The organism is Cellulomonas sp. FA1 (genome assembly GCF_000986825.1).
GTDB classification, from domain to species: Bacteria; Actinomycetota; Actinomycetes; order Actinomycetales; family Cellulomonadaceae; genus Cellulomonas; species Cellulomonas iranensis.
This window is the reverse complement of sequence record NZ_LBMY01000001.1, coordinates 1,726,275-1,740,345: the sequence shown is the minus strand read 5'-3', so window position 1 is coordinate 1,740,345 and position 14,071 is coordinate 1,726,275. Positions and strand designations below refer to the sequence as shown.

9 protein-coding genes are annotated in these 14,071 nt (G+C 75.0%); 5 read left to right on the top strand and 4 right to left on the bottom strand.

What is annotated here, in order from left to right; all coding sequences use genetic code 11:
- Nucleotides 1–27: 27 nt before the first annotated feature.
- A complete protein-coding gene (locus GY42_RS07710) occupies nucleotides 28–1,296 on the bottom strand; it encodes an NAD(P)/FAD-dependent oxidoreductase (protein WP_052748259.1) in 1,269 nt (422 codons plus the stop codon).
- 254 nt (nucleotides 1,297–1,550) lie between these two features.
- Between GY42_RS07710 and GY42_RS07705 the strand changes: the two genes are divergently transcribed.
- Nucleotides 1,551–1,949: a DUF3017 domain-containing protein gene (locus GY42_RS07705; RefSeq protein WP_236686747.1), complete on the top strand. Its 399-nt coding sequence runs from the start codon at nucleotides 1,551–1,553 to the stop codon at nucleotides 1,947–1,949.
- Nucleotides 1,950–2,057: 108 nt separating this feature from the next.
- On the opposite strand, the gene GY42_RS07700 is transcribed toward GY42_RS07705, so the two are convergent.
- Nucleotides 2,058–3,089 (bottom strand): aquaporin, encoded by a 1,032-nt coding sequence (locus tag GY42_RS07700; RefSeq protein ID WP_046528895.1) that lies wholly within the window; start codon nucleotides 3,087–3,089, stop codon nucleotides 2,058–2,060.
- Nucleotides 3,090–3,297: 208 nt separating this feature from the next.
- On the opposite strand from GY42_RS07700, the gene GY42_RS07695 reads away from it, so the two are divergent.
- Nucleotides 3,298–4,515, top strand: coding sequence for an NADP-dependent isocitrate dehydrogenase (locus tag GY42_RS07695; RefSeq protein WP_046528894.1), 1,218 nt, complete (start codon nucleotides 3,298–3,300; stop codon nucleotides 4,513–4,515).
- Nucleotides 4,516–4,611: 96 nt separating this feature from the next.
- Here GY42_RS07695 and GY42_RS07690 read toward each other — a convergent pair whose 3' ends face one another.
- Entirely contained in the window at nucleotides 4,612–5,973 is a 1,362-nt protein-coding gene (locus GY42_RS07690) for a hypothetical protein (protein ID WP_046528893.1), read from the bottom strand.
- Nucleotides 5,963–6,523 carry a sigma-70 family RNA polymerase sigma factor gene (locus GY42_RS07685; protein ID WP_046530688.1) on the bottom strand — a complete coding sequence of 187 codons (561 nt, stop codon included), beginning with the start codon at nucleotides 6,521–6,523 and terminating at the stop codon, nucleotides 5,963–5,965. The genes GY42_RS07690 and GY42_RS07685 overlap by 11 nt, the downstream gene beginning before the upstream one ends.
- A gap of 167 nt (nucleotides 6,524–6,690) precedes the next feature.
- Between GY42_RS07685 and GY42_RS07680 the strand changes: the two genes are divergently transcribed.
- The 3 genes from GY42_RS07680 to pulA all read left to right on the top strand — a co-directional run bounded on the left by GY42_RS07680 (nucleotide 6,691) and on the right by pulA (nucleotide 14,016).
- Complete coding sequence (locus tag GY42_RS07680) at nucleotides 6,691–7,683, top strand: malate dehydrogenase (protein ID WP_046528892.1); 993 nt, start codon at nucleotides 6,691–6,693, stop codon at nucleotides 7,681–7,683.
- Nucleotides 7,684–7,697: 14 nt separating this feature from the next.
- Complete coding sequence (locus GY42_RS07675; protein ID WP_046528891.1) at nucleotides 7,698–7,970, top strand: DUF167 domain-containing protein; 273 nt, start codon at nucleotides 7,698–7,700, stop codon at nucleotides 7,968–7,970.
- A gap of 223 nt (nucleotides 7,971–8,193) precedes the next feature.
- Nucleotides 8,194–14,016, top strand: a complete 5,823-nt coding sequence (gene pulA, locus GY42_RS07670; RefSeq protein ID WP_046528890.1) for a pullulanase-type alpha-1,6-glucosidase — start codon at nucleotides 8,194–8,196, stop codon at nucleotides 14,014–14,016.
- Nucleotides 14,017–14,071: the final 55 nt, after the last annotated feature.

Sequence of the window (14,071 nt, the reverse complement as noted above, 5' to 3'; positions counted from 1 at the left end):
GACGTGCCCGCGGGGGCCTCGCCCGCGTCAGGCCGGGGGCGTCGCGCGCACGAGCGTGCGCAGGTCCGCCGCGGGCGCGGCGTCGTGCCCCAGCGGGAGGTGGGGCAGCCCGTCGCGGGCGAACAGGCGGCGCGCCGCGCCGACGTCGCGCGGACGGTCCACGACGAGGGCGCCGGTGACGGTGCCGTCGTGCGACCACAGCACGGTCCAGCCCGCACCGTCGCGGGGGTCGCCCAGCACGGTCGTCCGGTCGCCCGGGCCCGGCAGGCCGAACATCGTGAGGTCGTGCCCCAGCTGGGTCGAGAACACGTAGGGCACCGGCTCCGGTCCCTCGACCGGCAGGCCGAGCAGGTGGCGGACCAGCACGTCGGGGCCGTGCAGCGCCTCGTCCCAGTGGCCGCCGGGCACCCAGCCGTGCCGCGCCGAGCGCCGCACCGCGACGTCGCCCACCGCGAGCAGGCCGGGCAGCGGGCCGTCGGGACCCAGCGCGCGGTACGCCTCGTCGACGGGGACGGCCCCGTCCCGCAGCGGCAGCGCCCCGTCGAGCCACGCGGTCGCGGGCCGCGCCCCGACGGCGACGAGCACGACGTCCGCCGGCAGGTGGCTGCCGTCGGCGAGCCGCACGCCGGCGGCGTCGAGCGACGCGACGGCGGCCGACGTGCGCAGGTCGACCCCGGCGGCGGCGTACCAGGGGGCCGTGAGCGCGCCGACCTCGACACCGAGCGCGGCCGCGAGCGGCGCCTCGCGTGCCTCGACGACCGTGACGTCGTGGCCCGCCGCGGCCGTGACACCCGCGACCTCGGCGCCGATCCACCCGGCGCCGACCACCACGAGCCGGCGCGGCGACACGCCGAGCGCGGTGCGCAGCGCGTCGGCGTCGGCGGCCGTGTGCAGCGTGCGGGCGCCGTCCCAGCCCGCGACGCGCACCGCCGCGGCGCCCGTCGCCAGCACGACGCAGGACGCCGCGAGCTCGCCGTCGTCGGTGCCGACCGCGGCGCCCCCGCCGGCCAGCGGGCGCAGGCCGCGCGCCGCTCTGCCCAGGTGGACCTCGTCGGCGAGCGCGTGCAGGTCGTGGCCCAGGTCGTCGGCGAGCCAGGCCGGTGACGTCCGGTCCAGCAGGTGCTTCGACAGCGGCGGCCGGTCGTACGGTGCGACGCCCTCGGCGCCGAGCACCCGCACGACGCCGTCGTACCCGTGCTCGCGCAGCGCCGCGACGGTGCGGAGCCCCGCGAGGCCCGCGCCCACCACCAGGACGTCGCGGACGGGGGACGGTGCGGCAGGTGCGTCGGTCGTCACGGTGTCACCGTAACGAGGCGTCGCAGCGGTACGCTGATCCGCACCGCGCACGTCCGCCGGGTCCGCTCAGGGGGCCGACCGGCGGGGCCTCCCGGCCGGCCGCGGTGGTGGACGACGAAAGGGGCCGCATGTCGAGCGCGGCGCGCATCCCCGGCGCGGACCTCCGCACACCGACCTGGACGACGCGGCCCGGCGCCGGCGGTGCGGAGCAGCGCGACGGCGCGCCCGAGACGCCGGCAGACGGTCGTCCCCGCGTGTCGGTCGACCAGCACCCCGGTCTGCGCCCGGCCGCCGCGGCAGCCGGCGCGTCCGCGGCGCCGGTGGACCCCGACGTGCGCCCGGTGCCGCCCGAGGAGCAGGCGCTCGATCCGCGGTCGATCGCACGGGCGTCGCTCGCCGCGGGGCGCAACCGGTCGTTGTGGTGGACGCTCGGCGGCATCGCCGGTGCGGTGGGTGCCGCGTTCGCGTGGGACGCGGTCGTCGGTGTGCTCGTGCTCGCCGCGCTGCTCGTCGTCTACGGCGCCGTCCGGGCCGTGGGCACGTCGCCAGGCCCGGCCGCCGTCGTGGTCCGCTCGAAGGCGCTCGACGTGACGGTCCTGCTCGGGTGCGCCGCGGCCCTCGTCGCGCTCGCAGCGGTGCTGCCGGGCGCCTGACGCGCGCCCCCGCCGCCCGCCACGTGGAGGGCGTGACGGACGTCGGACGGACGACGAGGGCCCCGGGTCGTCCGACGGACGTCCCGGGGCCCTCGTGCGTGGTGGCTCTCAGCGCTCGACGACGAGCACGTCCTCCTCGGCGACGTACAGCTCGTCCTCGCCGAACAGCGAGTCCTCCGGCGGCTCGGCAGCGAACGCGCGGTAGACGAGCGCGGCGATCGCGGCCCCGAGCAGCGGCGCGACCCAGAACAGCCACACCTGGGACAGCGCCCAGCCGTCGGAGAAGATCGCCGCGGCCAGCGAGCGCGCCGGGTTGAGCGAGCCGTTCGTGACGGGCGTCGCGACGAGCAGCAGGACGGCGAGCGCCAGGCCGACCGCGAACGGGACGTGCTGCTTGTTGGCGCGACGGTCGGTCGCGCCGAGGATCACGCCGACGAACACGGCGGTCGCGACGGCCTCGACGAGCAGCGCCACGACGAGGCCGAACTCGGCCTGGCCGCCCGAGAGCGTCGCGAGGGGCGAGTGGTCGCCGTAGCCGTTGGCGACCGAGCTGAAGAACGTGCGCGTCGACGTCTGCGCGCCCTGGCTGACGAGGCCCGGCAGCGCGGCCGGCACGGTGAGGAACAGCACGGCCGCGGCGAGCGCACCGCCGACGACCTGGGCGAGCCAGTAGGGGAGCAGGTCCTTGAAGGACGTGCGGCCCGCGAGGCACGCGCCGAACGTCACGGCCGGGTTGAAGTGCCCGCCCGAGACGCGGCCGACGGCGATGATGCCGGCGAGCGCGGCGATGCCGAAGCCGAGGGCGACGCCCAGGCCGCCGCCGGTGTTGCTGAACGCCGAGTACAGCGCGACGCCGAGGCCGACGAGGACCAGCAGGAACGTGCCGAAGGCCTCGGCGCCGAGCCGCGCCAGCAGGCCGGGGCCGGCGGCCACGACGGAGCCGGCGGGCAGCACGTAGGCGTCGCCCTCGTCGAGCTCCGTCGCGTCGTCGTCCTCCTCGACCACGACGACGACCGGCTCGGCCGGGTCGGCCGGCGCCGGGGGCGCGGGCGTGCTGCTCGCGGTGGTGCCGGCGGCGGCCGCCGTGGTGTCCTCGGGCTCCGGGGTGCCCTCGGTGGGCTCGGGCTTCTGCTGCGACATGTCGGTCCTGTCGGTCGGTGTGTGTGGGTCACCGTCGGATGCCGGGCCGCGGAGCGGCCGGCCGGCGGGCGTCGATGGCGCGGACGGGTGACGCAGGGCCCAGCATGCCAGCCGACCCTGTGCGGCGGCAGGTGGTCCGCCGGACCGAGATCTCTCGATGTCGAGTAACCTGGGCGGCACACCCACGGCACAGGAGGCAGGCCCGCGCATGGCGAAGATCAAGGTCGTCGGCCCCGTCGTCGAGCTCGACGGCGACGAGATGACGCGCATCATCTGGCAGTTCATCAAGGACCGCCTGATCCACCCGTACCTCGACATCGACCTGCGCTACTACGACCTGTCGATCGAGAACCGCGACGCGACCGACGACCAGGTCACGATCGACGCGGCGCACGCCATCAAGGAGCACGGCGTCGGCGTCAAGTGCGCGACGATCACGCCCGACGAGGCGCGCGTCGAGGAGTTCGGCCTCAAGAAGATGTGGGTCTCGCCCAACGGCACGATCCGCAACATCCTCGGCGGCGTCGTGTTCCGCGAGCCGATCATCATCAGCAACATCCCGCGGCTGGTCCCGGGCTGGAACAAGCCGATCATCATCGGCCGGCACGCCCACGGCGACCAGTACAAGTCGACGAACTTCAAGGTGCCCGGCGCCGGCAAGATCACGATGACGTTCGAGCCGGCCGACGGCTCCGAGCCGCAGCGCTTCGAGGTCGTGACGATGCCCGAGGCCGGCGGCGTCGCGATGGGCATGTACAACTTCAACGAGTCGATCCGCGACTTCGCGCGCGCGTCGTTCGCGTACGGCCTGCAGCGCGGCTACCCCGTGTACCTGTCGACCAAGAACACGATCCTCAAGGCGTACGACGGTGCCTTCAAGGACATCTTCGCCGAGGTGTTCGAGGCCGAGTACAAGGACCAGTTCGAGGCCGCCGGGCTCACGTACGAGCACCGCCTCATCGACGACATGGTCGCCGCCGCGATGAAGTGGGAGGGCGGCTACGTCTGGGCGTGCAAGAACTACGACGGCGACGTGCAGTCCGACACCGTCGCGCAGGGCTTCGGCTCGCTCGGGCTCATGACGTCGGTCCTCATGACCCCCGACGGCAAGACCGTCGAGGCCGAGGCCGCGCACGGCACCGTCACGCGTCACTACCGCCAGCACCAGCAGGGCAAGCCGACGTCGACCAACCCGATCGCGTCGATCTTCGCGTGGACCGGTGGCCTCAAGCACCGTGGCAAGCTGGACGGCACGCCCGAGGTCACGCAGTTCGCCGAGACGCTCGAGGACGTCGTCATCACGACCGTCGAGAGCGGCAAGATGACCAAGGACCTCGCGCTGCTCATCGGCAAGGACCAGCCGTGGCTCACCACGGAGGAGTTCCTCGCCGCGCTCGACGAGAACCTCGCGGCGCGCCTCGCCTGAGCGTCGCACCCACGTCACGGGGCCCTCGTCCGTCGCGGACGAGGGCCCCGTGCCCGTGTGACGGCGGCTCCGCACGGGTGCCGCGTGACGCTCAGGTCACGCGCACTCGTAGGCGGTGTTCGCCGCGTCGCCCCGCAGACCCAGGACCCATGCGCCGCCCGGGCCCTCGAACGCGAACAGCGCGTTGCTGGCGAGGAGCTCCTCGACGGAGGCGAATCCGTAGGCGTCCGCACCCTCGGTGAACAACCCGTTCTCGTCCATGCCGTACGAGCTGTCGCGCTGCCAGCCGAACACCCGCGCGGCCAGCTCGAGCCGTCCCGGGGCGGGGACGTGGACCGTGAGGCCGTCGACGGTCCCGCCCGGGACCCAGGCGCTGCGGTCGGGAGGGGTGGGCAGCACCGTGAACGACGGCCCGTTGCACCGCAGCCCCGCGGGGGCGTACGTCGCGGACCCGGGGCCGTCCCGCCGCTCTCCGTCCTGCCAGACGACGGCGGCGCTGTCGCCGCCGGGCACGTCCGCGGGGAGGAGGGTGACGACCGCCCCGTACGGCAGCCGCAGACCGAAGGTCACGTTGCGGGCGCCGGCCAGGGGGTGGTCCGCGGGCGTGGTGTTCAGGACCTGCTCGACGACCTGCAGACCCCCGCCGAGCTCGTCGAGCACGCGGAGCTCCGTCCCGTAGTGGACCGCGGCCATCGAGCCGGGGACCGCACCCGGCGTCCCCCAGGTCGCCCCGGTGCGCAGCGGGTACCCGCCGGGCAGGACGACGGTGCGCGGCGGGGTCAGCGAGTCGTAGAACGTCTCGGTGTCCGGCTGTGCGGGTGCACCGTCGAGCGGCGTCCCGCACGCGTCACCGGTCCGTGCGCTCGGGCAGGCGATGTGGCGCAGGACGTCGCCCTGCTTCTCGTACAGCGCCACCGTGAGACCCGACGACCAGATGCTGAAGGCGTCGCCGTCGTCCGTCCCGCGCGTCGCGGCGTAGATCGGCACGTCGCCGCGGTGGCCCACGAGGTACCAGTCGACCGGTGCGTCCGCCTGCGGCGGGGTGACGGGGTCGACGCGGGTCGCGGCGGTCCAGACCTCGCCCGTGCGCGGTGCGACCAGGCGGGCCAGCGCCGTCGCGTCGTCGATCTCGGCCGCACGTTCCGCAGGGCCGGCGGGCACGTCGGTGGGCGTGGGGGACGGCGTGGGCGTGGGCGTCGGGGACGGGTCGGCCGACACCGTCGGGGACGGTGCCGGCGTGGGGTCCGCGGGGAGGGCCTGCGGGCGCGAGACGAGCAGAGCTGCACCGACGGCGCCCACGAGGGCGACCGCCGCGACGGCCTGCACCGACCGTCGCGCCACGCGGCGGCGGTGCGCGCTCGACCGCACGCGGGCGAGCCCTTCGGCGGAGAGGGCAGGGGTCGCGTGCTCGATGTCGTGAGCAGCGCGTGACATGAGGTCGCCCAGGTCACCGGTCACGGTGCACCTCCTTGCGTGCGGTCGGGGTGACGTGCGCGGTCTCGGGGGTCTGGTCGGGAGGGGCTGCGGCGAGCAACGCGCCCAGCCGTCGGACGGCGTCGGACGTGTACCGCTTGACGGCTCCCTCGCTGAGGCCCAGGGTCGCGGCGGTCTCCGCGACCGAGAGGTCCTCCATCTGTCGCAGCACGATGCACGCGCGCTCGCGGGCGCCGAGCGCGGCGAGCGCCCGGACGACGTCCGCACCCGGCAGCGTGTCGACATCGGTGGTGGTGGTCTCCGAGTACGAGGACACCCGCGTCAGCAGGCGCTGGTCGCGGGCGCGCCTCCGGGAGGCGTCGACCGCGCGTGACGCGATCGCGCGGCGCACGTACGCCTCGGCCTGGTCGGCGGAGCCGAATCTCGCCCGGCCGGAGAACGTGCTGACCAGTGCGTCCTGCACCAGGTCGGGTGCGTCGGCGTGCGACCCCGACACGAGCGCCGCGTGCGCCACCAGGCGTGGCCATCGCCGCTGCGCGACCTCTTCCAGCAGCGCGTCCCATCTGCTTGTCACCGACATCCTCCTGCGTCTCGACCGTCCACATCGTGTCAACGCTCCGGGCGGTCGGCGGGGTTGGGTGCGGCGTGCACCCCTGACCGGCCCGCTGCTCGGGTAGGTTCGTCGTAGGCGTCGACGTCGAGCCGTCGCGCCGCCCGTCGGTCGACCGAAGGAGCCCGCCCGTGTCCGTCTCCACGCCCGCCGTCGTCACCGTCACCGGGGCCGCCGGTCAGATCGGGTACGCCCTCGCCTTCCGGATCGCGTCGGGCCAGCTGCTCGGCCCGGGCACGCCGGTCCGGCTGCGGATGCTGGAGATCCCGCCCGCGGTGAAGGCCGCCGAGGGGGTCGCGATGGAGCTCGACGACTGCGCGTTCCCGCTGCTCGACGGCATCGACGTCACGGACGACGCGACGGCCGCGTTCGACGGCGTGAACGTCGCGCTGCTCGTCGGTGCGCGGCCGCGGACCGCGGGCATGGAGCGCGGCGACCTGCTGAGCGCCAACGGTGGCATCTTCGGGCCGCAGGGCGCCGCGATCAACGCGGGCGCGGCGGACGACGTGCGGGTCCTGGTCGTGGGCAACCCCGCGAACACGAACGCGTACATCGCGGCGGCGCACGCGCCCGACGTGCCGGCCGAGCGGTTCACGGCGATGACGCGGCTCGACCACAACCGTGCGCTCGCGCAGCTGCGGCACCGCACGGGTGCGGCGGTCGACGACATGCGGCGCGTCGCGATCTGGGGGAACCACTCGGCGACGCAGTACCCCGACCTGACGCACGCGACGATCGGCGGGCGACCCGCGCTCGAGGTCGTCGGCGACGACGCGTGGGTGCGGGACACGTTCATCCCGACCGTCGCGAAGCGCGGCGCGGCGATCATCGAGGCGCGCGGTGCGTCGTCGGCCGCGTCGGCGGCGAACGCGGCCATCGACCACGTGCACACGTGGGTGCACGGCACCGCCGAGGGGGACTGGACGTCCGCCGGTGTCGTGTCGGACGGCTCGTACGGCGTGCCCGAGGGGCTGATCTCGTCGTTCCCGGTCACCGCCGCGGGCGGCGCGTACACGATCGTGCCGGGGCTCGAGCTCGACGCGTTCTCGCGCGAGCGCGTCGACGCGTCGGTCGCCGAGCTGGTGGAGGAGCGCGAGGCCGTGCGCGCGCTCGGCCTGGTCTGACCGGCGGGACGGGCGTGCGCGTCGCGATCCGGGTGCGTCCGGGGGCGTCGCGCACGCGCGTCGGTGGTCGGTACGGCGACGCGCTGGTCGTCGCGGTGCAGGCGCGCGCGGTGGACGGCGCCGCGACCGAGGCCGCGCTCGCGGCGCTCGCGGACGCGCTGGGCGTGCGGCGTCGGCACGTCGCCCTGGTGACGGGCGCGACCAGCCGGGACAAGGTCGTCGAGGTGGACGACACCGCGACGCGGGGTGACGCCGGGGCGCGGGTGGCGGAGCTGCTCGACGCCTGAGGGCGGCCGACGGGTCGCAGGGCCGGGCGGATCGTCCGGATCGCGCGGCATGCCCGAAACCCTTGCTGCAAGTTGTTGCAACGGGTTACGGTCACCGGGACAGCCCCCACCGACGGCACGACGACGTGCCTGACGAAGGAGTCCCGATGGTCGGCGCCGCCCTGCCACGCCCCCTCGCCCCCGCGCCGCACGCCGTGCGCTCGCCCTCCTCGCCGCCGGGGCCGTGGCCGCGACCGGCGCGGTCGTCGCGCTGCCCGCACCGACCGCCGTCGCCGCGGCCGGCGCGGTCACGCTCGTCGGCAGCCTGCAGGACGAGCTCGGGTGCGCCGCCGACTGGGACCCCGCCTGCGCGAGCACCGCGCTCGCGCCGACCGACGTCCCCGGCCGGTTCTCGGCGACGTTCGACGTGCCGGGCGGCGCGCACGAGTGGAAGGTCGCGCTCGACGGCACGTGGGACGCGGCGTACGGCGCCGACGGCGGCGACGCGAACACGCCGCTCGTGCTCGCCGGGCCCGCGCGGCTCACGTTCACCTACGACGACGCGACGCACCGCACGTCCGTCGTCGTCGCGGACCTCGCGGGGGGCTACGCGGACGCCGACGCCGACCTCGTGGCGGACCCCGTGCGCGACCCGGGTGCGGGGGAGAGCTTCTACTTCGTGCTCACCGACCGGTTCGCCAACGGCGACCCCGGCAACGACACCGGCGGTCTCGACGGCGACCGGCTGACCACCGGCCTCGACCCCACCGACAAGGGCTTCTACCACGGCGGCGACCTCGCGGGCCTGCGCGAGCGGCTCGACTACGTCGAGGGGCTCGGCACCACGGCGATCTGGCTCACGCCGTCGTTCCTCAACAAGCCCGTCCAGGGCGCGGGCGCCGACGCGTCGGCGGGGTACCACGGCTACTGGGTCACCGACTTCACGCGCATCGACCCGCACCTGGGCACCAACGGCGAGCTCGAGGCGCTGATCGCCGACGCGCACGCGCGCGGCATCAAGGTCTACTTCGACATCATCACCAACCACACGGCCGACGTCATCGACTACGCCGAGGGCGGGTACGGGTACGTCGACCAGGCGACCCGGCCCTACCGCGACGCCGCGGGCGAGTCGTTCGACCCCGCGACGTACGCCGGCACCGACGACTTCCCCGCGCTCGACCCGGCGACGTCGTTCCCGTACACGCCGGTGATCGACCCGGCCGACGCCCAGGCCAAGGTGCCCGCCTGGCTCAACGACCCGACGCTGTACCACAACCGCGGCAACTCGACGTGGACGGGGGAGTCCGTCACGTACGGCGACTTCGACGGCCTCGACGACCTCATGACCGAGCACCCGGACGTCGTGCAGGGCTTCGTCGACGTCTACGAGGCGTGGGTGGACCTGGGGATCGACGGGTTCCGCATCGACACCGTCAAGCACGTGAACCGCGAGTTCTGGGACGTCTTCACCACGGCGATCGCGCAGCACGCGGCCGCGGTCGGCAACCCGGACTTCTTCATGTTCGGCGAGGTGTACGACGCGGACCCGGCGCTCACCGCGCCGTACGTGCGCGAGACCGACATGGACGCCGTGCTCGACTTCTCGTTCCAGGCCGCAGCGGCGGGCTACGCCAAGGGCTTCTCGGCGGCGGGCCTGCAGGGCCTGTTCGCGGGCGACGACCTGTACACGACGCCGACGAGCAGCGCGCAGGCGCTCCCGACGTTCCTCGGCAACCACGACATGGGTCGCATCGGGTACGCCGTGAAGGACGCGGGCGACGCGCAGGCGCGCTCGGGCCTCGCGCACGCCCTCATGTACCTGACGCGCGGGCAGCCGGTCGTCTACTACGGCGACGAGCAGGGGTTCGTCGGCGACGGGACGCTCGGGGGCAAGGACAAGGACGCGCGGCAGTCGCTGTTCGCGACCCAGGTGGACGAGTACGCGGACCAGGCGCTGCTCGACGGCGCGCCCGCCGGCTCGGTCGACCGGTACGCGACGGACACGCCGTTGTACCGGCAGATCGCGACGCTCGCGGAGCTGCGCGCGCGGACGCCCGCGCTGACCTCCGGCGCGCAGGTCGAGCGGTACGCCGCCGGGTCGGTGTACGCGTTCTCGCGCGTCGGCGACGACGGCGTCGAGCACCTCGTCGCGCTCAACAACGCGGCGACGCCGGCCGACGTCGCTGTCGACAGCCTGACGCCGGGTGCGACGTTCACTCCTCTGCTCGCGACCTCGGGCGCCGGCACGGTGCCGGGCGCCGCCACCACCGCCGACGCCACCGGGACCGTCGCCGTGACGGTGCCCGCGTTCGGCGCGGTCGTGCTGCGGGCCGACGGCCCGGTGGCGGCGGGCGACGACGGCCTCACGCTGGCGGCGCCGGGCGCGGGCGCGGCGCTCGAGGGGCTGGCCCCCGTGGTCGCGGACGTCGACGACGACGCGTTCGCCACGACGTCCTTCGCCTACCGCGTGGTCGGCGACGACGCGTGGACGCCGCTCGGCACCGCCGAGACCACGACGCCCCGGGTGTTCCACGACGTGCGCGACCTGGAGCCCGGCACGCTCGTCGAGTACCGCGCGGTGCGCCAGGACGTGACCGGCCACCGCAGCGCCGCGTCGACGTACGCGAGCGTCGGCGTGGCCGTCGACGGCGTCGAGCCGCCGCCGGCGCCGGGCGGCACGCTCGTCACGGTGCCCGGCAGCCACAACGCCGCGATGGGGTGCCCGGGGGACTGGCAGCCGGGCTGCGAGGTGGCGCGCCTCACGTCGACCAACGGGGTCGTCTACTCCGGGACGTTCACGGTCCCGCCGGGGTCGTACGAGTACAAGGTCGCCGTGGGTGGCACGTGGGACGAGAACTACGGCGCGGGCGGCGCACCCGGCGGCGCCAACGTCACGTACACCGTGGCCGGCGACGCGCCGCAGCAGGTGACGTTCGTGTACGACGCGACCACGCACCAGGTGACGTCCTCGGCGCAGGGTCCGCTGCTCACGCTGCCGGGGTCGTACCAGAGCGAGGCGGGCTGCGCGGCCGACTGGGACCCCGCGTGCCTGGCGACCGCCCTGGTCGACGGCGACGGCGACGGGACCGCCGCGCTGACGCTGCCCGACCTGGCGGCGGGCACGTACGAGCTCAAGGTCGCGCACGGCCTGTCGTGGGCCGAGAACTACGGCGCCGACGGCGTCCGCGACGGCGCGAACGTCGCGTTCGCGGCACCCGGCGGCCGGCCCGTGACGTTCGTCTACGACCTCACCACGCACGTGCTGACGGTGCAGGTCACCGACCCGCCGCTGCCCGGTACGGGGCAGGCGCAGGCGCACTGGGTCGACGCCCGCACGCTCGCGTGGCCCGCGGGCCTGGTCGCGAGCGGCACCGACGCGTCGGCGCTGCGGTTCACGCTGCACGGGTCGCCCGAGGGGGCGCTCGAGGTGGTGGACGGGCGGGTGACGGGCGGTGAGGAGGTCGCGCTCGAGGTCGTCGCCGGTGGGCTCACCGCGGCGCAGGTCGAGCGGTTCCCGGCCCTCGACGGGTACGTCGCGCTGCGCGTGCCGTCCGACCGCGCCACGGTCGAGCGGCTGCTCACCGGCGAGCTGCTGGTGCGGCAGGCGGACGCGGACGACGTCGCACAGGCGGTCACGGGCGTGCAGGTGCCGGGCGTGCTCGACGACCTGTACAGCACGAAGGCAGCCAAGCGTACGTTCGGCGCGACGTGGGTGAAGGACGCGCCGCACCTCGCGCTCTGGGCCCCCACCGCGCAGGACGTCGCCGTGCTGGTGTGGCCCGCCGACCGGCGCGGTGCGCTCGACACGTCCCGCGAGCCCGTGCGGACCGCCGCGCAGCGGCAACCCGACGGCAGCTGGACCGTCGCCGGCGCGAAGGCCTGGGCCGGCGCGGCGTACCTCTGGGAGGTCACGGTCTACGCGCCCACCACGGGGAAGGTCGAGGTGAACCGCGTGACCGACCCGTACGCCGTCGCGCTCACGCTGAACTCGACGCACGGCGTGCTCGTCGACCTCGACGACGCCCGCTACCGGCCGCGCCAGTGGGAGCGCACGCCCCAGCCGGTCGTGCGTCCCGTCGACCAGACGATCTACGAGCTGCACGTGCGGGACTTCTCCGTCTCGGACACCACGGTGCCGGCGGCGCTGCGTGGCACGTACGGCGCGTTCGCGGTGCCCCGCAGCGACGGCCGCGACCACCTGCGCGCGCTCGCCGACGCGGGGCTGACCACGGTCCACCTGCTGCCGACGTTCGACATCGCGTCGATCGAGGAGGACCGGTCGGCGCAGGCGGCTCCCGCGTGCGACCTCGCCGCGCTCCCGCCGGACTCGCCCGAGCAGCAGGCGTGCGTGACCGCCGTCGCGGGGCAGGACGCGTTCAACTGGGGCTACGACCCGTGGCACTGGACCGTGCCGGAGGGCTCCTACGCGGTCGACGCGGTGGGCGGCGCGCGGGTCGCCGAGTTCCGCACCATGGTCGGGGCGCTGCACGCCGACGGGCTGCAGGTCGTGCTCGACCAGGTGTTCAACCACACCGCGGCGAGCGGGCAGGACCCGAAGAGCGTGCTCGACCGCGTCGTGCCGGGGTACTACCACCGGCTCGACGCGACCGGGAAGGTCGAGACCTCGACGTGCTGCCAGAACGTCGCGACCGAGCACGCGATGGCCGAGAAGATGATGGTCGACTCGGTCGTCACCTGGGCGCGGGACTACAAGGTCGACGGCTTCCGGTTCGACCTCATGGGCCACCACTCGCGGCAGACCATGGAGGCCGTGCGCGACGCGCTCGACCGGCTGCGCCCGCGCACCGACGGCGTCGACGGGCGCAAGGTCTACCTGTACGGCGAGGGCTGGAACTTCGGCGAGGTGGCCGACGACCGGCTCTTCGAGCAGGCCACGCAGGGTCAGCTGGGCGGCACGGGCATCGGCACGTTCTCGGACCGGCTGCGCGACGCCGTGCGCGGCGGCGGGCCGTTCGACGAGGACCCGCGCGTGCAGGGCTTCGGCTCCGGTGCGTTCACCGACCCCAACGGGGCGCCCGTGAACGGCACCGAGGCCGAGCAGCTCGCGCGCGTGCGGCACCAGGCGGACCTCGTGCGCCTGGGCATGGCCGGCAACCTGCGGTCGTTCGAGCTGCTGACGAGCGACGGCACCGTCAGGCGCGGCGACCAGGTCGACTACAACGGGCAGCCGGCCGGGTACGCCGACTCCCCGGAGGAGGTCGTCACGTACGTCGACGCGCACGACAACGAGACCCTGTTCGACAACCTCTACCTCAAGCTCCCGCAGGGCACCCCGATGGCCGACCGCGTCCGCATGAACACGGTCTCGCTCGCGACGACGACGCTCGCGCAGACCCCGTCGTTCTGGCACGCCGGCGCGGACCTGCTGCGCAGCAAGTCGCTCGACAGGAACTCGTACGACTCGGGGGACTGGTTCAACGTGCTGGACTGGTCGGGCCGCACCAACGGGTTCGGGCGCGGGCTGCCGCCGGCGGCGGACAACGAGGCGAAGTGGCCGTTCCAGCGGCCGCTGCTGGCCGACCCCGCGCTCGTGCCGACCCCCGCCGACGTCGCGGCGGCGCGCGCGGCGTCGGCCGAGCTGCTCGAGCTGCGCGCGTCCACGCGGCTGTTCCGGCTCGGCGACCCCGACCTGATCGAGCGCAAGGTGACGTTCCCGGGCGCGGGCCCCGACGCCACCCCGGGCGTCGTGGTCATGCACGTCGACGACCGGCCGGGCTGGGACGCGGGGACGCGCCGCTGGCGCACCGACGTCGACGCGCGGCTCGACGGCCTGCTCGTGGTCGTCAACGCGTCGGACGAGCCGACGACGCAGCGGGTCGACGCGCTCGCCGGGAGGCGGTACGTGCTGTCGCCCGTGCAGGCCGCGGGGGCCGACCCGGTGGTGCGGACGACCGCGTACGACCGCGGCACGGGGACGGTCACGGTGCCGGCCCGGACGGTCGCGGTGCTCGTCGAGCAGCGGGCGGCGACGCCGCGCCCCGACCCGTGGCGGGACCTGGTGTGCGGACTGCTGGGGCGGTGGTTCCCCGGGGTGTGCCGCTGACCTGCGCGTGCGTGAGCGCGACGCCTCGTGCCTTCGGCGGTCGAAGGCACGGGGC

Excerpts from the sequence above, each read along its gene's own strand:
- GY42_RS07695 (WP_046528894.1), top strand. The coding sequence starts at position 3,298 with ATGGCGAAGATCAAGGTCGTCGGCCCCGTCGTCGAGCTCGACGGCGAC.
- GY42_RS07700 (WP_046528895.1), bottom strand. The coding sequence starts at position 3,089 with ATGTCGCAGCAGAAGCCCGAGCCCACCGAGGGCACCCCGGAGCCCGAG.